The organism is bacterium, assembly GCA_040755755.1.
Classification (GTDB): domain Bacteria; phylum SZUA-182; class SZUA-182; order DTGQ01; family DTGQ01; genus DTGQ01.
Genome location: JBFLZW010000027.1, coordinates 1 through 22676 on the forward strand (window position 1 = coordinate 1; position 22676 = coordinate 22676).

The 22676-nt window shown below is 49.8% G+C and carries 20 protein-coding genes; 5 read left to right on the plus strand and 15 right to left on the minus strand.

Annotated elements, in window-relative coordinates:
• Positions 1-121 precede the first annotated feature (121 nt).
• Positions 122-313: a PIN domain-containing protein gene (locus tag AB1611_09160; GenBank protein ID MEW6379762.1), complete on the minus strand. Its 192-nt coding sequence runs from the start codon at positions 311-313 to the stop codon at positions 122-124.
• Positions 314-526, minus strand: a complete 213-nt coding sequence (locus AB1611_09165; GenBank protein ID MEW6379763.1) for a hypothetical protein — start codon at positions 524-526, stop codon at positions 314-316.
• 732 nt (positions 527-1258) lie between these two features.
• On the opposite strand from AB1611_09165, the gene AB1611_09170 reads away from it, so the two are divergent.
• Positions 1259-1453 carry a hypothetical protein gene (locus AB1611_09170; protein ID MEW6379764.1) on the plus strand — a complete coding sequence of 65 codons (195 nt, stop codon included), beginning with the start codon at positions 1259-1261 and terminating at the stop codon, positions 1451-1453.
• Positions 1454-1486: 33 nt separating this feature from the next.
• Here the strand turns inward: AB1611_09170 and AB1611_09175 are convergent, their stop codons facing one another.
• Together AB1611_09175 and AB1611_09180 are read right to left on the minus strand one after the other, a co-directional pair.
• Positions 1487-3928 carry a hypothetical protein gene (locus AB1611_09175; GenBank protein ID MEW6379765.1) on the minus strand — a complete coding sequence of 814 codons (2442 nt, stop codon included), beginning with the start codon at positions 3926-3928 and terminating at the stop codon, positions 1487-1489.
• Positions 3929-4245: 317 nt separating this feature from the next.
• Positions 4246-4416: a hypothetical protein gene (locus AB1611_09180; GenBank protein MEW6379766.1), complete on the minus strand. Its 171-nt coding sequence runs from the start codon at positions 4414-4416 to the stop codon at positions 4246-4248.
• 279 nt (positions 4417-4695) lie between these two features.
• Here AB1611_09180 and AB1611_09185 point away from each other — a divergent pair, with 279 nt between their 5' ends.
• Positions 4696-6066: a radical SAM protein gene (locus AB1611_09185; GenBank protein ID MEW6379767.1), complete on the plus strand. Its 1371-nt coding sequence runs from the start codon at positions 4696-4698 to the stop codon at positions 6064-6066.
• On the opposite strand, the gene AB1611_09190 is transcribed toward AB1611_09185, so the two are convergent.
• From AB1611_09190 to AB1611_09210, 5 genes are all read right to left on the minus strand, one after another.
• Positions 6022-6447: a response regulator gene (locus tag AB1611_09190; GenBank protein ID MEW6379768.1), complete on the minus strand. Its 426-nt coding sequence runs from the start codon at positions 6445-6447 to the stop codon at positions 6022-6024. The two genes, AB1611_09185 and AB1611_09190, sit on opposite strands and share 45 nt — an antisense overlap.
• Before the next feature lie 108 nt (positions 6448-6555).
• The gene (locus AB1611_09195; protein ID MEW6379769.1) at positions 6556-7713 is read right to left on the minus strand and encodes a hypothetical protein; all 1158 of its coding nucleotides are present in this window, start codon (positions 7711-7713) and stop codon (positions 6556-6558) included.
• A gap of 120 nt (positions 7714-7833) precedes the next feature.
• Positions 7834-8211 (minus strand): response regulator, encoded by a 378-nt coding sequence (locus AB1611_09200; protein MEW6379770.1) that lies wholly within the window; start codon positions 8209-8211, stop codon positions 7834-7836.
• A 218-nt stretch (positions 8212-8429) separates the two neighbouring features.
• Positions 8430-10445, minus strand: coding sequence for an excinuclease ABC subunit UvrB (gene uvrB, locus AB1611_09205; GenBank protein ID MEW6379771.1), 2016 nt, complete (start codon positions 10443-10445; stop codon positions 8430-8432).
• 209 nt (positions 10446-10654) lie between these two features.
• Entirely contained in the window at positions 10655-10822 is a 168-nt protein-coding gene (locus tag AB1611_09210) for a hypothetical protein (protein MEW6379772.1), read from the minus strand.
• Between the two features lie 537 nt (positions 10823-11359).
• Between AB1611_09210 and AB1611_09215 the strand changes: the two genes are divergently transcribed.
• Positions 11360-12799, plus strand: a complete 1440-nt coding sequence (locus AB1611_09215) for a sigma-54 dependent transcriptional regulator (protein ID MEW6379773.1) — start codon at positions 11360-11362, stop codon at positions 12797-12799.
• Between the two features lie 827 nt (positions 12800-13626).
• Complete coding sequence (locus AB1611_09220; GenBank protein MEW6379774.1) at positions 13627-14271, plus strand: alpha/beta fold hydrolase; 645 nt, start codon at positions 13627-13629, stop codon at positions 14269-14271.
• A 16-nt stretch (positions 14272-14287) separates the two neighbouring features.
• Here AB1611_09220 and AB1611_09225 read toward each other — a convergent pair whose 3' ends face one another.
• From AB1611_09225 to AB1611_09250, 6 genes are all read right to left on the minus strand, one after another.
• Entirely contained in the window at positions 14288-15148 is an 861-nt protein-coding gene (locus AB1611_09225) for an FAD-dependent oxidoreductase (GenBank protein ID MEW6379775.1), read from the minus strand.
• Positions 15123-15287 (minus strand): hypothetical protein, encoded by a 165-nt coding sequence (locus tag AB1611_09230; protein ID MEW6379776.1) that lies wholly within the window; start codon positions 15285-15287, stop codon positions 15123-15125. The genes AB1611_09225 and AB1611_09230 overlap by 26 nt, the downstream gene beginning before the upstream one ends.
• Before the next feature lie 338 nt (positions 15288-15625).
• Entirely contained in the window at positions 15626-16543 is a 918-nt protein-coding gene (locus AB1611_09235) for an FN3 associated domain-containing protein (protein MEW6379777.1), read from the minus strand.
• Between the two features lie 60 nt (positions 16544-16603).
• The gene (locus tag AB1611_09240; protein MEW6379778.1) at positions 16604-19540 is read right to left on the minus strand and encodes a CotH kinase family protein; all 2937 of its coding nucleotides are present in this window, start codon (positions 19538-19540) and stop codon (positions 16604-16606) included.
• A gap of 263 nt (positions 19541-19803) precedes the next feature.
• On the minus strand, positions 19804-20169 hold the full coding sequence (locus tag AB1611_09245) for a hypothetical protein (GenBank protein ID MEW6379779.1): 366 nt from the start codon (positions 20167-20169) through the stop codon (positions 19804-19806).
• Positions 20170-20406: 237 nt separating this feature from the next.
• Positions 20407-21633 (minus strand): alpha/beta hydrolase fold domain-containing protein, encoded by a 1227-nt coding sequence (locus tag AB1611_09250; GenBank protein MEW6379780.1) that lies wholly within the window; start codon positions 21631-21633, stop codon positions 20407-20409.
• Positions 21634-22396: 763 nt separating this feature from the next.
• On the opposite strand from AB1611_09250, the gene AB1611_09255 reads away from it, so the two are divergent.
• The gene (locus AB1611_09255) at positions 22397-22627 is read left to right on the plus strand and encodes a hypothetical protein (GenBank protein ID MEW6379781.1); all 231 of its coding nucleotides are present in this window, start codon (positions 22397-22399) and stop codon (positions 22625-22627) included.
• The last annotated feature ends 49 nt before the right edge of the window (positions 22628-22676 follow it).

Here is a 22676-nt window from a genome sequence, read left to right on the forward strand (position 1 = left end):
TGAGGTTTCCACCCTATTCACAATCTCAACAACTAATTTCACTTGTTAACTATTTTATAAATTTATAATTTGGGGGTGGGGGAATTTTCGGCTGTCACGGTGGGGGAATTTTCGATTGACATTACCATTCTTCCGAGAGTTGGCTTAATCTAACGATTTTTTCCTTCAGTTTGAATAGCTCGACCAGTACCGTTTCACAGATAAAAAAGGGCTGTTCATGTTTTAGCAATACTTCTGCCATACTTGATCCGGTTCGTAAAAGTGCCGAGAAAAGAATGTTAGTATCTACAACCACAGGGCTGATTTCTGGCAACTACTTCACCTCTACCGCTTTCTGCACACTTTTCCATACCTCCTGGTTCACATCCTTCGTCAGTGCAGCAGCCTGCTCATCACTTAACTTACTTCTTTTTCTTATTGACTCCAGTTCTATATAATCCAAGAGTCTTGAGAGGGTTTCCCTATCAATAAGGTCCCCACTGAGCCGTATGACAATTTCCTTTCCTTCATATCCTATCTTATACAAATTTCTCACCTCACGATAAATTATCAATTTATTGATTTCAAGCTATCTATTGATACTTAAATAGTATAGCTCAGATCGAATTATAATGCAAAATACATTGGCTGTACACAGATGTTCCTCGTTTTCGCTTTCTCAATGAGGAGGGTGAAAATAACCATCACCCCCAAGCAGTAACGCCCCTCACCCCAGCCCTCTCCCCAAAGGGCATAGGTGTTAAGCTAAGACAGCTTTTCCTATCCCCTCCTTGGTGGAGGAGCTTTAGTGATGAGGCTTTCACGACGATCACCCCCCACCCAGCCTCCCCTGCCACAGGGGCTCCCTGAACCTCAAGGGGGAGGAGATTTTTAGGCTATTTCCAATAGGGACAGGCTATCCCAGCCATAGGGGAAACGTTAGCTTAACACCTATGCCCCAAAGGGGCGAGGGGGAAAAACGCAGCCCGAATTCAATATATATATATATTATATATGGACGAGAGCTCCACCATTAAGCAAAAGGCCAGTCTTAATCCATTCCTTAATAGCGTTGCCCTCAAGGGGGAGGAGTATATATTTGGATGCATCTGAACATCTGTACGTCACTTCTTGAGATTTTGAGCTGTTTTTGGTATTCTATAATTGGATGAAAGACCGAGTCGACCATGCGATATATGGCAATGCCTGGCTAGCCCAAATTGTACCATCATACAGGCAAACATATCATAACCGCCAGCTAAATAAGGAGAACCCCTCTATGGAGTTTACTATCGAAAACATGCCCGATGATCTTTACAAGCTGTTGAAATTAGTTGCCAACAAGGATGCAAAATCTATCGATGAAGTGGCTATTGAAGCCATCAAAAATCATTGTGAGGAGCGGGAAATCGCTTACCGCAAAGAGATGCTTCACTTTGACCGGGACCGGGGCTATCAGCAGAAGAACCAGTAATAGCCTGGTTTCTGACCACTGGCTTCTCACGTCCTAATTTTTCACCCTCAACAAATAGGCCCTGCTGCGCTCCTGCCGGTTATTGGTGACCCAGAGGTAATATGGGCCGCGTCCCAGTCCTTGTGTATTGGCTCGAAACCGGATTTGGGTGTCCGAGATATGCAGGATTTCCTGCTTGACCCTGGTAGCCCTGGCATAATCGGAGAGGTTGCCGATTTCCACCAGGCTGGCGGGATAAATCCGGGTGGAGCTCATGGCAAATCCATCGAACCAGATGCACTGCTTGACGGGCAGTTGTTCGGAGCGCCAGTTCTGGCAGTTGGTGGTGCCAAGCTCCAGAGGGCCGAAGACCAGCTTCCGGGCTTTCTCGTGGTAGCATTTGCTCCAGGGAAATTGCTGAGGGGCCTTGTCATATTCATCGTAAATTTCGCATTCCTCTCCATCCAGCCAGAATTTCAAGTTGAGCCCCGCTCCGTTCTTTTTAGCCCATATCTCGATGCAATACCACCGCTCCAGAGCGATAGGGCCGGGCAGATGGGCAAATATCCGGGTCTCTCCCTGGATATCGTAGCGGGCCGGACCCTGCGTTACCGAAGGGTGGTCCCACATGCAGGGGTTCAGGTTGAAGAGGTTATGGACATAGAGCTGCTTCCAGCTATTGTCAGTCCATTGAAAGGCGGGACCGCTGTAGCGGACATAGTAGCGATAATAATATTGATCGGCATCCCTGGCCTCCCACCAGGTCAGGTTATAAAATTCTCCCTTGCCCGGACATTCCCTGGCATACTTCCAGTCTGTGGCTGTATAGTGAATATTGTTGCAGTAGCTCTGGTTTCCGAGAATAGCCATCCGGGAATCGAAAATTACGTCCTCGTCCCGTCTGGCAGCGGTAGGGGCCCAGCACTCCCAGTTGTCCCGGACCCAACAGTTTGCCTCCTTCTTCCATCCGGTTGTGTCCTCGAAACTTCCCTGAGATTCACTGAAATGAATCCAATTTCCACACGATTGCGCTGACAGCCTGCTGCCGGTCAGCGTCATCACCGTTCCGGTGAGGCTTTCGGCCTGAACGTTCCGGGGTGTAATGGATGAGATGACCGGCATGGTGCCATTCTGTTGAGATGGCCTCCGGGGAAAGACAGGGACCCGTATCCGTCCCCCGGAGAAGAGAGACAGCCAGCCAAAGAATCCGGCAGTATCGTTGTCGGCATCGCCGCTGCCAGCGGCAGCGCTGTCAGCAGCCGCGACGCTCATCCAGCTTTGTCTGAGCCGCATATCCGGGAAAAGAGCTGCTTCCTCTGCACCCGCAGCTATCCCAATAACACGTAAACCCTGCTCCTGACTGCCGTCGCCCTGCCTGTTCAAGAGGTAGAGTTTTCCTTCACCTGCCGCAAGATCGATGCAATCCCCGCCGCTTTCCGTATGCCCGATCAGGGCCGGGCGATCAGGGCAGGAGATGTCCAGGCATTGAACACCCTGTTCCCCCTGGGCCAGATACAGGATATCTTCCGCCGCCAGCATCCGGGTGACTTTTCCCACAGGGTAAGAGTCGATACGGGATATCCTCAGAGGGGAGGTAAGATCGTAAATTTCCAGGCTCTGCTCGTGTGAATTTGCCAGAAACAGGTGCGAGCCTGAAGCGGCAATGCCAAGCGGCCCCCTGTCCGTCATGACTTTGGCCAGTTCCTCAGGATTGTGGGCAAGACTTATGTCAACCAGCCAAAAACCTGCCTCAGATCCCGAAGGATCCGCAGATTCCCAAAGAACCGCTGCCAGCGCCGTCCCCTTGTTTTCCACGAGTGCCAGATCACCATAGTGAATTGTACTATTTCCCTTTTCCCTCCATTGTCCAACTATTCTCGGCGATTTAGAGTCCGAGATATCCAGCAGAGAGATACCCTTGAGCTTTTCGCTGACTATCAGAAGGTCAGGTTCCAGCAGGGCTATCCCCTGAATCGAAGAAAGCGGACAACAATTTTTCTCCTCAGTCTCTCCTTCCCCCCAAGGTCCGCCTTTCAGCGGCAGATCGAGCAGAACAGGCGCTCCAGGATTGGAAATATCCACCCTGCGAAGTTTTCCATCCACTGACCCCAGATAGGCATACTGCCCATGCATGGCAAGGCACAGGGCCGGAGCCAGACATGAGCCAAGAATAGTCGGCGCCTGCACACCATCCTCTTGTGCACCTGCCGGATCGAGTATGAAAAAATTTTGAGCACCGGCAGCGAAGAGATGAGTATTATGCCAGACTATCCGCCGGGTCCCGTCTTCCAGGGTAAGAGGACAGATTTGTATCCGCTCCAGGTAATCGGCAGGCATCCTGCCGACAGAAGGACGGGGAATTTTTATACTCTCTCGCTGCCCTGGCAGCCAGGAGAAAAGGGTGGCTGATGTACTTTCCTGTCTTGAAAGATAAAGGGGAAGAGCAAGAATCAAGAGAAAAAGCAGGCTCAAGATATTCCTTCCGAATCGTGACATAAAAAATTCACCCTCCTGAGTAGAATTTATGTCCTGCCTTCGGTGTAACTCCTCAGGCACAAAGGGGTAAGGAAGATAACCTGAGGAGTTATGATAGTTATACCTTTTCGGTATAATTTCTGCTTTGGACTTACCTGGAATAGAGGATAGTTATCATGAAATAAGAGCGAAGATACCAGAACAGGGAAAGGAAAAAGCGGTTGGATCATATCTTTGAAGGCCGAAAGGAGGTTTGCAAGATATGTTTACTGCTTATATCGATATTGATCCAACCGCTTTTTCAACAGGAGTACAGCAGCTTTCTGAAGGTACTGATATCAAACTGTTTCTAATGCTCTTCGCAATTGGGAAAATTCACGTTCCACAACAGTATAGACTTCCCTGATGATTCGAGTCCCGCCGAGGATCATAGCCGGCAGCATGACTATTGCCAAAATACACGTGAAAAAAGCCAGGATAAATAACTTCAGGATAAGGAGCATTCGCATGGTATTTATACCTCCTGGTAATTCCTATGTGCAATTCAGATGCCAAAAAAAATCCCGGCGATGAAAAACCGTGGAGCCAAATGTTCAGAGGATTTCACCGGGGGGCCGGGAAGGATAAACTGATCAATTTCTGGGCAACTGCTTGTTGAGGCTCCATGCTGCTTGTTGAGGCTCCATGCTGGAGGATGGAGTTGAGTAGTTACGTCAAAAGAAAGCTTGTCAAGAGGAGGTATTTGTTTTACAATCAGTTACCATTCGATCACGCATGGAGGAATATTCATGGGGAAAAATTTATTGCTCGTTAATCCCTGGATCTATGATTTTGCCGCCTATGACCTGTGGATCAAGCCGCTCGGATTACTTTATCTGGCCAGCCTGCTGCGGGAAAATGGATACCATATTACCTACCTTGACTGCCTGGATATTTCAGATCCTCTCATGCAGGACTATCTGGTCCGGAATCATATTCAGATAAAGAGGAAGTCGGATGGATCGGGTCAATTCCCCAAAACATTTCTGGAAAAACCTTACCCCTTGCGGAATGTTCCCCGCAGGTATGGCCGGTACGGGATAACCCTGGACATTTTCAACCAGCGGCTGCGCGAGGCACCTCGTCCTGAAGCGGTGCTTGTGACCTCGATGATGACCTACTGGTATCCTGGCGCAGCCAAGGTTATCGAGCTGGTGCGAAGCTACGACCCCCGGATTCCCATTCTGCTTGGCGGCAATCTGGTGACTCTCTGCCCGCAGACCGCCCATTCCCTGGGAGCGGATTTCTGCCTGCCTGGAGAAGGTGAAGAGGCGGTGTTAACGACCCTGCAGGGTCTCACCGGCCAGCCGATCCGCTATGAACCGGATCCGGAAAACCTCGACAGTTTGCCATATCCGGCCTTTGACCTGCAGAACAGAGTGGATTATGTCCTGCTGCAAACATCCAGGGGGTGTCCGTTCCGGTGTGTATATTGCGCTTCAGGCCTGGTATATCCGAAGTTTCGCCGCAGATCTGCGGCCAGCGTAGTCCGGGAAATCGAAGATTCACTGCGAAAGTACCGCATCCGTCACTTCGTTTTTTCCGATGACGCTCTCTGCTCTGGAGCCGGGGAGCATCTCATCCCCATTCTGCGGTCCGTGGAAGCCAAAGGGATACGAGGATACTTTCATACACCCAATGCTCTCCATGCGCGGGAGATCACGGATGATCTGGCCCGACTGCTCTACCGGACCGGATTTCAGACACTTCGCCTGGGTTTTGAAACCTCTGATCCCATCCGGCAAAAGCTCACCGGGGGAAAGGTAAATAATGAACAATTTCAGCAGGCTATAGGAAATTTGCGTACGGCGGGTTTTTCTCGTGCTCAGATCGGCGTCTATATCCTGGCTGGCCTGCCAGGCCAGACTATTGAGGAAGTAGAAGAATCGGTCGATTTTGTCTTCAAAACCGGTGCTTATCCGATTTTGACCGAATTTTCACCTATTCCGGGGACTCCCCTGTGGCCGCACTGTCTGGAGAGCTCTCCCTTCGACCTGTCTTCGGACCCCCTGGTGCATAACAACTCAATTCTCCCCTGCCAGAGCCCCCGGCTTTCGTGGGAAGATTATCTCCGGTTAAAACTCAGGATCCGCGCCAGGTGCGGTGCGGAAATCATCTAGGTCTTGCTGGGACCGCAGTTTCTCTTTGATTTTCGGGAGTATCTGCTTCTCGACATAGTCCAGCCGGAATGGCTTTTTCAGAATATACTGAACGTTCAATTGGCCAATAATGGATTGAGCATCCTCTTCCGAAGAGCCGGTGATAATAACCACCGCTGTCCGGGAATTGGACTTTCGGATTTCCTTGAGAACATCTTTTCCGGTCATGCCGCGGGGAAGCGAGAGATCCAGAAATACAATCTCCGGAGATCGAGTATGAAAAATGGACAGTGCCTCATGTCCATCCTCGGCCAGGTAAACCTCAAAACCCCTGTCTTCCAGGAGATACTTAAAAACATCCCGAATCGCCGGCTCGTCTTCAACAACCAAAAGCTTGTACATTATTCCTCTCATACCAAGGCCTGGTCTTTTGAAGTAATCGGTTCCCAATTATCAGTCTTTTTACTGACCACTGACCACTGGCCACTGACCACTTCCACTGACCTCAAGTTATTCATTATTAAATAATGGTCTTTGCTTGCAATCGTTCGGCAAATTGATAACCAGGGTAATCTCCCTGCCGGAGCCATCCTTCTCGATGGTAACTTCACTTCCGAAAGATTTCAGCAGGCGGATTCCGAGCGCAAAGTCCATCATGTCCGGTTCAGCACTGAGCAGGTCATGAAGCGGCCCGTCTATGAAGCTGAAATCAGTCGGGATAGCCTCAGACAGAGCATCTTTGGTCTGAACCCTCAGACAAAATCCCTCGTGGTCGTCGATCAGGATCGACACCGGGGATGATCCATCTTTGATCCTTCGGAAGTAGCGCAGGATGCCGAGCAGGGCGGATCGCAGACGTGCACTCTCCCCCAGGGATAAAGCCAGAGATACAGCCAGAGATGCAGATGGATCGGCAGCCTCTCTCCTTTCAACCTGAATCGGGAGCTGAGGGGCCTCCAGGCTCATCAGGAACATAACCTGGTTTATGACCTCCATCAGGGAAGTAGGAGAGAACCTGGTTTGGCCAAGATTGGAGAGCTCCCGGACATTATCCAGAGTTTTAGAGATCTTAAGGCACTGATCGATAATTTTTTCCATGGTGCTGGCTGGATTGAGGGGCTTCGAGGTCGGCTTTCGAACCTTGGTCATGGATATTTCTGCATTCAAGCTGATAATAGCGGCCCGGTTCCTGATCTCATGGGCCCACTCGCGGGTCAGTTGACCGATCAGCGAGAACCAGCTTTCCTGCCGTTGCACTGCCAGCAGCAATTCCTGCCCTCTCTTCCACGCCTGCCGCTCGATAGAGCGGCCAAGCTCCAGGCGAAGGATTTCAGGCTGGCAGGGTTTAACAAGGGGCTGACAGGAAAGGTTAGCCGGGATGAGGTTCTTGAGATGATCGGATTGGCCGGGAGATACCAGCGCATACGTCTTCAGGTGGGGAGAGCGTACTCTGGTGAGGGTCAAAAATTCCTCATCCTGATCGACCTGATCAAAGATAATGGCGGCAATACTGCTCTGGCCAGTCAGGATTTTCTCATACTCCTGAACTTCAGAAACAACATGGAAAAGGAAATCTTTTTTCAGCTCTGCCAGCCAGGAGAGTGCTTCCCTATCGGGGTTCACGATGACAATGGGATACGTCAAATAGTCGATTTCAGCACTATACATACATCACTTCCTTAACCCCCGCAGGCGTTGACCACAGTATAGATTGAATAGACGGGTAAGAGCAGGCAAGAGAAGCCGCTTCATACCGATTGAATTCCGATTGAATTCCGGGGCAGCTTCTTAGATCTCGTTTTCCCGGCTGATAATGCCCTTGACGATTTTTTTTAATTCTTCAATCCTGATAGACTTGCTTAAAAATTCAAAGGCACCCAGATATTTGGCCTGATCATAGTTATTTTTTCCGCCATAGGCAGTTATCACGATGACCTTTACTTCCGGGTGATTTTGCTCTATGCATTCCAGGAACTCGATACCATCCATCTGAGGCATCTTCAAATCTGTCAATACGAGATCAAAGGTCTGTCTTTGCAGGTGCTCTAAAGCCATTTTCCCATTTTCGGCTGTAGTTATCCTAAATCCCTCATCCTCCAGGATATCCCGTAATACATCTCGCATACCCGTATCATCATCAACCAATAAGATATGTTTCGGTTCCATCGTGTAATCCTCATGTTGTTGTGCAGGATTTCGTTTCAAGAAAACAGGAAGAATTCCGGCTTCTATATCTTCTTCCTTGCTTATGACCATAGTGGCCAGGTTATTATAATATTTATGAAGAGGTGTAGTTATTATATATGCATTTATCTTCAAAGTAAAGCATAAATTGTAAAATTAAAATTTGTTCAATTCAGATGAAAATAATCAGGATAATAGCGCTATCCTTTTTTCCCTTCAGCTTCTTTCCTGATCTGGCGGATTTTGTCACGAATTCGGGCGGCTTCTTCAAACTCCAGCCGGGAAGCGGCCTTTTTCATTTGCTGCTCCAATTGGGCCAGAAGCTCTTCCACCGGAGGCGGCTCAGCTCCATACGGAGCCTGTTTATCCTGGACTGAGGGCACGGTGGAGTAATCCCCGGCATAAGGAGTCTCCATCAAAGAGTCAATGGCCTTGCGGACTGATTCAGGGGTAATCCGGTTGGCCTGATTATATTCCATCTGCAACTGTCTGCGCCGGTTAGTTTCCTCGATTGCCGTACTCATGGAATTGGTTATCCGGTCTGCATACATGATCACCCGCCCCTGGACATGGCGGGCTGCCCGGCCTGCTGTCTGGATCAGGGAGACCGAAGAACGCAGGAACCCTTCCTTGTCCGCATCCAGAATGGCTACCAGCGAGACTTCCGGAATATCCAGTCCCTCCCGCAAAAGATTAATACCCACCAGGACATCAAACCGGTCCTGCCGCAGCTCACGGATCAGATTGGTCCTTTCTATGGTATCGATTTCAGAATGGAGATAGCGGACACGGACCCCAAGGTCCGTGTAATATTCGGTCAGGTCCTCGGCCATCCGCTTGGTCAGGGTCGTAACCAGAATTTTGTCCCCCTGCTGAACCGTCTTTCGGATCTCCTCCAGAAGGTCATCCACCTGACTGGTCGCCGGTCTCACTTCAACCTTCGGGTCCATCAGGCCGGTGGGCCGGATGACCTGCTCCACAACCAGCCCCTGGCTGACCGTCAGCTCGTATTCAGCCGGCGTGGCCGAAACATAGAGCACCTGGTGTACCCGTTCATTAAATTCCCGAAAGGTAAGGGGCCGGTTGTCGAAGGCGGAAGGCAGACGGAAGCCAAAATCGACCAGGCTCTTTTTCCGGGAGCGGTCTCCCGCCCACATGGCCCGCAGTTGCGGAATGGTTACGTGACTTTCATCGATGATGATCATACTGTCCTGCGGGAAATAATCCAGCAGGGTGTAGGGAGGCTCATTGGCCTGCCTGCCATCCATATGACGGGAGTAATTTTCAATCCCGTGGCAGTAGCCGATTTCCTGGAGCATTTCGAGATCGAAATTGGTCCGCTGATCGAGACGCTGGGCTTCGAGGAGTTTATCCTCCGCTTTCAGGACCGCCAGCCGCTCTTCCAGTTCCCGACTGATGCGCTCTATGGCCAGCTCCATTTTCTCCCTGGGCAGTACGTAGTGGCTGCCGGGATAGATATTGACCGAGTCAAGGCGACTGGTTACCCGTCCGGTCAAAGGGTCGATGAGGGATATGGTATCCAGTTCATCGCCGAAAAATTCGAGCCGCACCGCCGCTTCTTCCTCATAGCTGGGAAAGATTTCCACCGTATCTCCCCGCACCCGGAACGTGCCCCGGTGAAAGTCAATGTCATTGCGGCTATACTGCATATTGACCAGGTCCCGCAAAACCTCGTTTCTCCGCAGCCGGTGCCCCGGCTCAAGGGAAATGCGCATGTGCTGATACTCCTGCGGCGAGCCAAGGCCGTAGATGCAGGACACACTGGCCACCACAATGACATCCCGGCGCTCGAACAGGGACCGGGTGGCGGAGTGCCTCATCTTGTCGAGATTTTCATTGATGGAAGAATCCTTTTCGATATAGGTATCCGTCTGGGGAATGTAGGCTTCCGGCTGATAGTAATCATAGTAGCTGACAAAATACTCTACAGCGTTGGCTGGAAAGAATTTGCGAAATTCCAGGTAAAGCTGTGCAGCCAGTGTCTTGTTGTGGGAGATCACCAGCGTAGGTTTCTGGACCCTTTCAATAAGATTGGCCATGGTAAAGGTCTTGCCTGATCCCGTGACCCCCAGAAGAACCTGATGCTGTACTCCGTGAATAATATTTTCAGCCAGCTTTTCGATCGCTTTGGGCTGATCTCCCTGCGGCTGAAATTCGGAAGATAGGGAAAACCGTCTTTCCGTGCTTACTGTCATTCCACACATCTCAAGTCTCTGCCATGTCCATGAGGTGAACATGATCATGACTTGTCTCTGCTATGCCTATAGTGTATTGTTCTGATGTTCACTCTCCATGCTTATTGCATATCATAACTGATTATAGCATAACTATCTGGCAAGAGAAACAGTTCTTGCTTTGAGCCTTGCGATCGTGCCGGAAAAGAGCTGTCACACCGACCGGAGACTTACTCGTGAAATCCTGATTCCATATCCTCCAGGTCAAAGGCAGAGGGATCATAGCCTATTTTGAAGATTACATCCAGTTTCTCTTTCAGAATCTCTTCGAACATCTTCGCAAAAATCGTATCTTCCTCTTGCATGTGCTCCTGGACACTCATGACAGCTTGCGACATTTTTTTCTCCTCCGCTGGAAAGTTAACATTTCGCGACGCCGTGAACGAAATCCAATGCGCGCAGTAGCCTGATAATAGTAACAAGCGATTCTACCGGTATTATTGATGCAAAGTGTATACCAAAGAAGAGAGGAGTCAGGAGACAGAAGTCAGGAGACAGAAGTCAGGAGACAGAAGAGAGTGGTCAGTGGTCAGTGGCCAGTGGCCAGTAAGAACATGAGGTGCTTTTCTCTGTGTCTCTGTGGTGTCCTTTGTCTTTGTCTTTGTCTTTTTTGTATTCCTCCCGACTCCTGACTCCTGACTCCTGACTCCTCAACTTCAATTTCCTTCCCAATGAAAACCCCCCTTGGTGCCGAATAAAAAATATGAGCGCTATTATTTTACAAAAGCAAGCCGGCAGATTATCCAGAGCCCTATCCACCGCAAGCTATGATGAATCCAACTGTTTGTTATTGAGACAATGGCTGTATACAAAATGAACATAATTGAGAACAAATTTATTGCTTTGAACGGTTATTTGTGGCATACTGGGAAACTATGAAAAGACGAACAATAATCCTGGCCAACGACGAAATAGAATCATTAAAGAACCTCAAAGTCGCTCTCGAAAATCAGGGCTACATTGTTCTCCAGGCCAATGACGGGCCGGAGGCTATCGATCTTCACGAAAAGGAAAAACCGGATCTGGTTATCCTGGATCTTTCCCTGCCCAAGATTTCCGGTATTGATGCGCTGCGGATCATCAAGAAGAAGACACCCCGCCTGCCGGTCATGGTCGTGGCCAATCACGTTTCGACCAATTCAGCCATCGAAACCATGAAGCTGGGAGCCTATGACTACATTACCCAGCCTTTTGAGATTCCCAAGATGCTGGATATTATCAACACGGCTCTGGCTCTGGACACTGAGGCGGAAAGACGGATTGCCATCAATCCCGGCACCTTTGCTCATGGCTCATTCGAATCCGACACCATTATCGGCAATAGCCGGGAAATGCTTGAAATCTATAAAATGGTTGGTCAGGTAGCCCAGAGTGATGCCCCGGTCCTGATCCAGGGAGAAAGCGGAACAGGAAAGGAGTTGATCGCCCGCGCTATTTATCACCACAGCCTGAGGAGCGATAAGCAGTTTCTGGCCATAAATTGCGCAGCCATTCCTGAGCAATTATTGGAAAGTGAGCTGTTCGGTCATGAAAAAGGCTCATTTACCGGCGCTCTGAACAGAAAGATAGGAAAATTTGAGCAGTGCAACAGCGGGACAATCTTTCTCGATGAAATCGGTGACATGGCCCTCTCTGCCCAGAGCAAGGTCCTGCGGGTTTTGCAGGATCAGGTCTTCGAGCGGGTTGGCGGCCATGAGAGCATCAAGGTCGATGTCAGGGTGATCGCCGCTACCAACAAGAGCCTTGTCCAGGCTGTCAAGGAAGGGATATTCCGGGTGGACCTTTTCTACCGGCTCAAAGTCATTTCCTTCTACCTGCCCCCCCTGAGAGAGCGGCCCGAAGATATCGCTCTTTTGGCAGATTATTTCCTGCTCAAATACCGGCACAAACTCAAAAAAGAAATCAATGGCATCGCTCATTCCACCATGATGCTGCTGACCCAGTACCACTGGCCGGGAAACATCCGCGAGCTTGAGAACGTGATTCAATCAGCCATAGTTCTCTGCAAGGGCGATGTTGTCCTGCCGGAGCATCTCCCCATTGGCGAGATGATGGAAAAGAAAAAGCACCCCACAATCTGCATCGATCATGTGGATGACTATGCGGAAATGTTCGAGGATATGCTGACTCCGAGCATTGACCGGCTCATCGACCAGGGCGCGGACGATGTCGCCACCCGCCTGACCGATGGCCTTGAGCGGGCCATGATCAAACGCACCCTGGAAAAGGTAAACAATAACCAGGTCAAGGCATCCAAAGTGCTCGGCATCAGCCGCAACACCCTGCGAAGCAAGATGGAAAAATTCGGACTGTAGGGCTGGAATGCTGGTGGTATCTGCTGATTTAATCTCCCGACCGATGGTTAACTTTGCGGCCACCACGGAGGAGAGAGAGCATGCATCTGTAATATGTACCTCACTCTCTTTGAGGACACTTATTCTCCCCCGCCCCTTTGAGGCAGGTGTTAAGCTAAGCCGAATGGCACTTACCCACGCCAGGCTTGCACTCCTTGAAGGGCAGGGATTCTTCTCAGCATACAGTCCATCCTTTATCAACTGCGGCGGCAGGCCATTTGGGATTGGGATGGCACGATACTGCTTTGCCGGGCGTTACTATGCAAGGTTGCGCACTATGCCAGCAAAGCGGTCTTGTGCGCTGAGCACTCCAAAGTAGCTGCCGCTACGGCCTTAAATATCCGCCTAAAAGGACAATCAAGTCTGCACTCCCACCAGCAGATGTTCCCCCTCTTGTATGAAAGCCTCCATAACTCCCCTCCCCCTTGAGGTTCAGGGGCGGACAGGTTTATTATTCCCTCTTTTCATGAGAGAATTTACGAAAAGACACGAAGGGCACGAAGATAAAAGGATAAGAAGAGTAGAGCTTTTGATAAGTTGCCCAGGAAAGTGATCCGCCTGGACTTTAAAATGTTTGATCTCTTCGTGAGCTTCGTGCTCCTTCGTGCTCTTCGTGTCCTTAAAAATTAAAATAGTTTCTCGATTAGAGAAAGATATAAATAGAAGATGGGAGTCAGGAAGCGGTAATTCCCTGGTAAATGTGTCGATATAGTGGAGTGTCTCTTGAAGCGATGAGGCCTTTACGGGCTGAAGTAAGGCGGCGTCGAGCGGGGAGGTCAGGAAGCGGTATGCAATCGATCAAGGTGGAGAAGCTATCTGGATACAGCTATTGGATGCTTCTTCCAGATGGGTATGGAAAGGAGCAGGGGCCATGGCCGGTGATTCTCTTCCTTCATGGCGCAGGAGAGAGGGGGAACGATCTTGATCTGGTCAAAAAATATGGCCCTCCGAGAATTGCTGAGGAGTTTGAAAATTTCCCTTTTATCGTGATTGCCCCCCAGTGCCCACGGGGTGAAGTATGGGCGAACGACCAGCTCATAGCCCTCCTTGACGAAGCTATCGACCGGAATGAAATTGACAGGGACCGGATTTATTTGACCGGCATCAGTATGGGCGGTGCCGGAGTATGGAAGCTGGCTGCCGCGCATCCGGACCGGTTCGCGGCCATTGCTCCGATCTGTGGGTATAGTTACGATCCCAGCCAGGTATTGTCCCTGACGAAGACTCCGGTCTGGGTGTTTCATGGCGCCAAGGATGACGTGGTTCCGGTTGTTGAGTCAGAGCGCATAGTCAATGCACTGAGGAAAAATGGCGGGACTGTCAGGTTTACGGTATATCCTGATGTCGGACATGCAGAGGCCTGGGAGATAGCCTATAGTGACTGGAACCTCTATGACTGGTTCCTTCAGCATACCAGACATCACCTTGAATAGCCTGGTTAGAATCTGCTTATTTCTTTTTCACCAGATCCTTGATGGCTGGCGCATGAATGACCTTGCCGTGATAATCGAAGCGGGATCCGTGGCAGGGACAATCCCAGCTCTTCTCTGCACTGTTCCAGCTCACCACGCAGCCCGGATAAGTGCAGTTTGGTGAAAGTGCATGGATCCTGCCCTGATCGTCTTTGTATGCAGCCACCTTCGCTTCACCCGCCTGGATAAGTGCACCCTCTCCTCTGGCAAGATCCTCAAAGGACCGCCTGGCTGGAGGGATCAGGTGCCCTGCGGTGAGCTCCCTGGCCACGTTGAGATTCTCGATGATGAACTTTTTGGCCGAAGTCAGGGAAGTAAAACGGTTGGGATCGAAGAGCGATAACCAGGGATTGGGGCGTTTTAGGACCATATCGGAGAGGATCATGCCCGATACCGTGCCAAGCGTCATTCCCCAGCCGCCAAAGCCTGTGGCCACATACAGCCGTCTGGAAGCCAAGGTAAACAGCCCGATAAAGGGTACGCGGTCTGCTGGCATATTGTCCTGCGTGGACCATCGGTACTCAATGGACTCGATCATAAAGTGTTCTTTTGCATACTGCTCGATCCGCCGATAATGCTCCCTGGTATCCCCTCCCTGTCCGGTCTTGTGGCTTTCACCACCCACCAGAAGGTAACTCTCGCCTGAATCCGTGATGTGAGAGCGAATGGTGCGGTGCGGCTCCTGCGTGCTGATGAACATTCCTTCCAGCACCTGATTGCCTCTGGTGTGCATCCGCTGACTCCCCTGGCAACGCCGTCCGCATCGACAACGGCCACCCTGGCCCCGGCCTGCTTGAGAAGCACTGCCGCGGTCAGCCCGGCCATTTTCCAGCCCCAAGAATGGCTACATCCACCGATATGCTCCCCTCCAGGGCCGGATAGCAGGCTTCCCCGGCAGTGCCTATCCAGAGGGACTCCGGCCTGCCGGGCAGAGAGTGCGCCGAAGAACCAGCTTTTCCTTCTTGAAAAGAATTCATTGCAGCCTCCTTCCCTATTTCATGCTTATGAGTCATACCCACTATCCCGGCTTATAAACCGCTTACTCTGGAATATCGGCATTCGAAGGGAATCCCGCTCAGGGGAAGTGATTCGGTATTTGGTGGGGCAAAAAAGCAGCCCCACCCTACACTTAAGTAAAGATTAATTTCGCTACCGGACACTTTCTTTTCAATTCCTGTAATCAACCGCGAATGCACACGAATAGACGCTAATAAATTCTTTTGATTTGCCTTCATTATCGAGTCCTCTTTGTTCAGTTCGCGTTCATTCGCGTTCATTCGCGGTTGTTACCTCAAAAGTGTCCGGTAGAGAGAGATTAATAATGACTTATGGAGGTCAAAAAGCAGCTTCCGGTATATTCTCTTGGAGTATTTTTCCCTGTGCCAGCATTGATGTCATCACCTTTACTGCTTTCTGGGTGTGATGGTTCTTCGTTTTGTTTTGTGTAGGTTTTGCTGACGATACCACTCTGGGTCCAATCACTCTTAAATCCCTGAGCCTTAATAGTAGTACTGTCAGTTAAGATTATCGGGCCGGAATAGACCAATGAATTTTCGGTTGGATCACTGCCATCGGCAGTATACCGGATAGTAACTTCAGGGGTAGCACACGTAATCGTAACCTCGATCGAATCAGTAAAAACGGTGGTTCCAGGAGATATAACAGGGACAGCTACCTTGTCTTCCGGGTTATTATTGTCAGGGAGTAAAGAGAAACATCCTCCGGATGAAGAGAAATTGGCTATATGGTCCTTTAATTTTTCCACGTGCAGAGGGTAATATTTATCTTCCTGCCCGCCCTGTACAGTGAATGTTAACCAAACCAGGCAGCCGTTTGCTTCCTGCAAAATCCCGCATTGGGAAGAAGAGCAAAATCCTCCAACCGTCAGCCTGCCAAGATTATCAGGATCGTGATTAACATCAAACATATCGAAATGGGCTGTTAAATCTCCGCGTTCAAAATTCGAATATTCCAAGACGTTTGGATCATAGATGATTTCAAATCCAAAGGAAGTAACTGCATCCGGTGCAGACTGGATTCTTACCGGAATCTGAATCTCCTGGCCTATGGTGCCTTGCGTCCCTTCAATATCCACTGCTCCTGAATCTTCTTCCAGGCATTGTTGTCCAGAGGCATCAGCCATTACAAGAACCAAAGAAAATAAACACAATAAGCTGCCGAAGAGGAAAACAGGAAAATTTTTCATAATCTTATCTTCCTTTGATCTTTGCATGCTGCCTCCGTCTCCCCTTGCTCGAGCAAGGGGAGACGGAGGGCATCATCTCCATTCCTGTTAATTCAGACAACCGGGCTTCTTTAAATATTTCTCGAATATACAAAGAGCATCCTGCGGAGTAACTTTCCCATCCCCGGTGACATCCGAACATTCATGACAATCACCGGATCCGAGATAACACCGGAAAACATCCAAAGCATCCGCCGGGGTTATTTCTCCATCCCCGGTTATATCACCGGAGCAGGCCCGGATACAAAAGCAACCCTGGCTTGAGGAAAAACCAGCCATGTCATCAACCAGATTTTCTGCTCGTAACGGGTAGCATTCATCTTCCCTGCCTCCCGTTACTTTAAATTTTAACCAGACCAGATTACCACTCGTTCCCTGTGGCATATCACCTTCGGGGGTAATTCCGGCGACTGTCAATCTGCCCGAACCAGTAGGATTAACACTGAATATCACAGCCAAGGAGGCAAGTAAATCCCCTCTTTCATAACCCACATATTCCAGGACACCCGGCTCATAGATCACATCAAAGCCAAAAGCGCCGAAGGCATTGGGTGCAGATTGAACTTTTACCAGGATACGGACTTCATCTCCCTCTTTTCCCTTGGAGCCTCGAATATCAAGGTGCCCGGTAACTTCTTCTGAGCATTCTGCTGAATTGGATGCAGGTAAATCAGGCCCTGGTGAAACGGGCTCTGTCTGGGTATTGGTATTAGTAGTGGTACCAGCATTGGCAGCAGGAATATTTGCCCTGTTCGGGGTGGGTTCGGACATTGCCTGGAATTGACCTGTGGCATCCGGGAACCTTCCGAAGGATACATCCGCCGATTGTTCCCCAAATACAACCGAATCAAGAAGGACATTTCCCATCTCATCCGTATCCACGAGCGTGACCGTTTCCCCGGAAGTCGAGAGCTTGAAATTGGCATGGAGTCCGGGTGTATCACCATCATCTTCATCCGCCCAAATAATGAGGTAAGCTCCAGGGGCAATGGTCGTACCTGCCGGAATCTTCCACTTTAAGGGCATCTCTTTCTGGTCGCTCAGATACATTCCCGAAAGGTTCACCTCCTGATTGCCGACATTGACAAGCTCAATCCAGTCCTCATACTCCCCCTGGGGGTCTTGAATGCTCGTCTCATTCTTGGCCATCAGCTCGTTGATAACAATGGGAACCGATTGCCAAGAGAGAGGAGAATCACTATTTTTCTCGTTTACTTCGGTGAGGAGAAAATCCCGCCGATTCCTGACGAAATTCTCGAGGTCCGTGAAACTTTTTTCAAACGCTTCGTATGAATACAGCTTCTTGCTATCTGCCTTTACTTCGTCGGTGATCAATGTCCGATAGGCTTCGACTTTCGGGGCCAGGATGTTCCAGTCGAGATATTCGTTAATGATGGTCCTTACATGCTCCAGGTATCTCTGGCGAAAGCTGGGAACAGCCAGCAGCCTGCTTATTACCGGACGGTTCGCATTATTCTCGCCTTCGAACAGACTGAGGTTAACATCACGGGTATTGAAGGTCTCATTGCCATCATGTTCCAATGGGTGAATTCGTCCTGTTTCCACCTCGTAATAGATCTGATAATCCCAGCCCTTGGTCAGATAGCTGTCTTCATCCGTGAAAATGTTTTCCAGGGCCAGAAACCACAGCCAGCGATCAACAGCCAGGACAGTATCCGCTGTGTCTGCCAGTTGCTCTAATGTCGTATTGTTCAGAATGTCACAGGCTGTAATCAGATGTCCCCAGGGATCGGATGTTTTTCCTGACTTCAATTCATACACTTTTTCGTATGCAGCCGGGTCACTTCCCAACCAGGTTAAAGCACCCTCTCCACCGCCAAACATCATGGTACCGCCACCCATGCCACCACCGAAAACCATGTTGCCATCACCAAATGGCATTGGCACACCGGGCATGGGCTGGTCAGTTGCAGGCACACCAGGCGTGGCCGCGCCGGGTGTCGGAGCACCGGGCATGGGCATGCCGGTCGTGGGCACACCGGGTGTGGGAGCACCAGGCATGCTACTCTGTTGACCGAAAGGCTGCCAGGGGGAGTTGACAAAAATCGTGTAATCTTCTTCAGTGATCTGGCCGTCGTTATTCAGATCCCGGGCCATCGGACTGGCGGACCAATCGGCAAATGATATCGCTTGAGTCCCTCCACCGGGGAAAGCTCCACCCTGGCCGCTTCCAAAAGGTTGCCAGGGTGAGCTAGTGAAAATCGTGTAATCTTCTTCGGTGATCTGGCCGTCGTTATTCAGATCCCGGGCCATCGGACTGGCGGACCAATCGGTAAATGATATCGCTTGAGTCCCTCCACCGGGGAAAGCTCCACCCTGGCCGCTTCCGAAATCCGCTCCAATCTTCCAGCGGTCGCCATCGCTGCTTGGGAACCACTCTTTGATAAGGTCCGAGTTATTTTGCTGCGAATTGACATAAATTCCCCAATTCTCGCCGTTTATGACGAGCTTAACGAAATTTGCCTTGGGGCATGGAGCATATTTCCTGAAAATATTAAAATAGAGCACCTCGCGTATGAAAGAGGGGTCCGACATGGAATTGTTGAGGTTCAGAGTCTTATAGCCCATCAGCCTCTGATCGGGATTTGTTTCATCCATCTCGATATTGAAGGATTTTTTCTGGGAATTTCCTGTCATCTGATAGGATGTCATGCCCTTGAATCGAACTCCGACACCAGGATACACAACCCCGTCCATGATGAGATCAGCCAGGATATTCACTTCCGTACCGTAGTTATTTATCATCTGCTGCCACCAGTCCTCCTGGGCAAATTCAAGATATATTGTACGTATCACCGTCTCATCGTACAACCCGGAGCTGGCCGCAGCAACGCCGGCAACTGTTTCACCTGTTGTTGATCCAGTGAGTGCCGTGCTTTGTGCTTCGGTATACCGTGCTGTTGAACAAACCAGGGCGAGCACTGCTGCCAGAATGAGATATCTTCGTACCTTTGGATTTTTCATAATCTTATTCCCCCCATTTTTGACATAGAATGGTCTTTCGCGTTTACTACTACTCAGCTCGTGCATTCATCTCATCACCCGTACTCCGTCTCTCTCCCCTCAATTATCGTGCCGAGATGATAGATTAATATAACTTATTGATAGTTAAGGTTTTTATGGGAACACTGAGGAAAACGGAGCTGAAAAATTCGACTGTATGGTCGATTTATCAAACTACCAGGGCGAATGAAGGGTGATGGGTACTAATCTTTGACTTTGATCAGCTATTTTATCGCCTTCAATGCAAAGGAGATAACCTGCTGCATCCATGAGGTTTGAATTTGGGCAAAGGTGAGGAGAACGGCAGCGATTCCGAATAAAACCACAAAGCCGGTTCCTATCACAGTGCCTGCTACCCACCGGCGGGTTGCCTTGTTATCCTTTTTAATCTCATCCACTTCAGATCTAATTTCCTTCACTTCAGATCTGATTTCCTTCACTTCAGATCTGATTTCTTTCACTTCAGATTTGATTCCGTCAACCGTTTTCTCAAATGATCGTTCCATACGGTCAACGATTCTTTCAAGGCTGTTGAAGCGGGTATTGACATCTTGCTCATAGTATTCCGGCTGTTTTTTTTCTTCTGACATATTACTCTCTCCATTTGCTGCCATATTCATACTATACTTTATTTTTCGGCCAAAAGTCAAAGGTTACTGCCTCACCTGATTACTTTTTATTCTTCCTGTACGCTACATGAGGAGAAAAACACGCATGGGGAGGGGTGAAATCACCCCTCCCCATGCGCAGCCGGGACTTGTTCCCGGCCCGGTCAGCTTTGTTCAGCGGCCATTCGTACCCGTGGCCACTTATATTCATAGGTATTATTAGAATCTACTGAATGTATCTCTCCTCCCATTGATCCAGGGCTGGGATTTGGGATCATCGGTTACGATCAGTTCCTTGACCGGCTTGCCGTTGCTCCACGTTCCCATGAAGCGCTGCTCCGGGGTATTGCCGAGTGCGTATTCCCGGTTTTTACCATAGAAGGCCGCATCGGTGAGAGCATCGAAGAGCTTCCACACGGCGTAATAATCGAGAGCGTTGGTACCAAAACCCATCAGGGAGCCGATGTCCGCTCCGGCGTTGCCGGGACCTGCGGCCTGCGCACTGGCGGAATCCGGTGCAGAATCCGGCGCGGCATCACCGATGCCGAGCTGAAAATCTTCGACATCAGCCTCCGGCCCTGTGCTGGCGAGCACAGGCACCGAAACGGTCAGGGGAGCCCAGCAGGTAGGGGCGAAGTGATTCGCGGTCAGAGCAGGTGTTCCGGAACTATCGGAAACCATGATGACGTAGTCTTTGTTTTCAAGCGGGATCTGCGGTGTCTGAGTGAAAATTTTCACTGCATCCTTGCTGCCGACAACCTTGTCCCGGTCACCCACCAGGGTAAGCAGGAGAGCATCGGAGGGAATGGCTGACAACCTTTCCAGAGGCGGCATCGGCGTATTGCCCGGCTGAACCGACATGACCGCCCTGGGAGCGGGCAAACCGGATTTCAGGGCCACCGCGGCAATGTTGGCAGCCAATACTCCTCCAACCGAATGGCCTACCGTGGCGAACCTGTCCAGATCGGGCTGCACATGGCCTTCACTTTCAAGCACCTGAATGGCATCCAGTACGGCATTGACGCAATTGGAGGTATACCGGGAACCGTTGAGCATGGAGGCTGCCGACTGATACACCGGATAGACAACGATATTGCCCCGTCTGACCAGATGTTTGATCCAGGCACCGTATGAAAGCGAAGGGTTGATTCCTCCCCATCCATGAGTGAAAACGATCAGGGGAGCTGTTTCCGGTTTGGGTCCGGCCGGTTCATACAGGTAATATTTCAAATCGCCATATCCGTGGACCGAACTGGTGATTCTGCTGTGGGCATAATCCCTGCCGCCAGGCCCTGATGACGGCTGTGGAGGCGGGGTGACGGCCTGAGCGGTTGCTGAGGTGATCATGACGAAAAGCAGAAGGATGAACAGAAGGTGGTTGCGCAAGGTTCTGGTTACCAGGTTGATATTCTCAAGGGTCGCGATCCGTCCGATTGAAGAAGCCATGACAAGTCTCCTTAATTTTCTCCATGGAGCATGCTCCACGCAGAGAAGCATCTGTTGGATTATCAGAGTGAAGTTGGATTCTCAGAATCGATAGTGAATTTTTCAGGTGCTGATAAAAGCTTCTTGATGAGATATTCTTTGTGACCGCCTGATAGCTTCGCACTGAGCCAGGCATCATGCAAAAACTCTGAAGGTTACTCTTGCCTTACGGTGCTGTCTGTTTCCTCCCACCTCCTTTTTTTCTGCTGCAGGTATGCAGGTATACTGATAGCAGAGTTTACCGATGAAGTTTTTTTCAGTAATATCAGCATGATACGATGACCAATCATCGTTTCTGTTTTTCTCCATAGAGCACAAACCATACCAACCGGAGGGTTAAGAGAGAAATTTTTACTCTATTTATATGTCAAATTGTCGTAAGATGTTATAATTATTTAAGATAAATAGTATAGATATAGTACAGATATAGTGTAGATATAAAGGCATGAAGTGAGTAGAACGATGGGGCATTGATCTTTTCGATCCAGAGGAGGGATGGTGAATTACAAAATTGTCCTGGCCCGATTACCAAAAAGTAACCGGATAACCAAATGGTATCCGGCAGGAGTGGATGAGATTCATCTTTTTTCCATTATTATCGAGATACCATTTTAGGAATTGCCCTGTATCTTGCTCATGAACTCCCGATATATTTCTTCGCTCAAGGATTTTTTGTCATATAGCTTCCTTAGCTCGAATGGCACTTACATAAGCCAGGGAAGTAATGAATAGAAAGCCGATTTCCCGCAGAGACGCAGAGGCGCAGAGAATGAAAGCCGGGATTACCCGAATGTGCCACTGGCCTGGAAGTAAAAAGGTAAAAGGAAAAAGAAAAGGAATCGCTCTCATTTATCAGTCGCCATACTTTCTGGCACCGGGAAAACAGGGAAAAGACGTAAGACACTTGAGGTATCTGGTGGGGCTACAGGGCATGGGAGGATATGGTGTCCGGTAGGTACAAGCCCCACCCTACATTCAAGGTGTTCGGTGGGATACAAACCCAT

Coding starts and splice junctions, on each gene's coding strand:
- AB1611_09170 (MEW6379764.1), top strand. CDS start 1,259: ATGGAGTTTACTATCGAAAACATGCCCGATGATCTTTACAAGCTGTTG.
- AB1611_09175 (MEW6379765.1), bottom strand. CDS start 3,928: ATGTCACGATTCGGAAGGAATATCTTGAGCCTGCTTTTTCTCTTGATT.
- AB1611_09180 (MEW6379766.1), bottom strand. CDS start 4,416: ATGCGAATGCTCCTTATCCTGAAGTTATTTATCCTGGCTTTTTTCACG.
- AB1611_09185 (MEW6379767.1), top strand. CDS start 4,696: ATGGGGAAAAATTTATTGCTCGTTAATCCCTGGATCTATGATTTTGCC.
- AB1611_09190 (MEW6379768.1), bottom strand. CDS start 6,447: ATGTACAAGCTTTTGGTTGTTGAAGACGAGCCGGCGATTCGGGATGTT.
- AB1611_09195 (MEW6379769.1), bottom strand. CDS start 7,713: ATGTATAGTGCTGAAATCGACTATTTGACGTATCCCATTGTCATCGTG.
- AB1611_09200 (MEW6379770.1), bottom strand. CDS start 8,211: ATGGAACCGAAACATATCTTATTGGTTGATGATGATACGGGTATGCGA.
- uvrB (MEW6379771.1), bottom strand. CDS start 10,445: ATGACAGTAAGCACGGAAAGACGGTTTTCCCTATCTTCCGAATTTCAG.
- AB1611_09210 (MEW6379772.1), bottom strand. CDS start 10,822: ATGTCGCAAGCTGTCATGAGTGTCCAGGAGCACATGCAAGAGGAAGAT.
- AB1611_09215 (MEW6379773.1), top strand. CDS start 11,360: ATGAAAAGACGAACAATAATCCTGGCCAACGACGAAATAGAATCATTA.
- AB1611_09220 (MEW6379774.1), top strand. CDS start 13,627: ATGCAATCGATCAAGGTGGAGAAGCTATCTGGATACAGCTATTGGATG.
- AB1611_09230 (MEW6379776.1), bottom strand. CDS start 15,287: ATGAATTCTTTTCAAGAAGGAAAAGCTGGTTCTTCGGCGCACTCTCTG.
- AB1611_09235 (MEW6379777.1), bottom strand. CDS start 16,543: ATGCAAAGATCAAAGGAAGATAAGATTATGAAAAATTTTCCTGTTTTC.
- AB1611_09240 (MEW6379778.1), bottom strand. CDS start 19,540: ATGAAAAATCCAAAGGTACGAAGATATCTCATTCTGGCAGCAGTGCTC.
- AB1611_09245 (MEW6379779.1), bottom strand. CDS start 20,169: ATGTCAGAAGAAAAAAAACAGCCGGAATACTATGAGCAAGATGTCAAT.
- AB1611_09250 (MEW6379780.1), bottom strand. CDS start 21,633: ATGGCTTCTTCAATCGGACGGATCGCGACCCTTGAGAATATCAACCTG.
- AB1611_09255 (MEW6379781.1), top strand. CDS start 22,397: ATGAATAGAAAGCCGATTTCCCGCAGAGACGCAGAGGCGCAGAGAATG.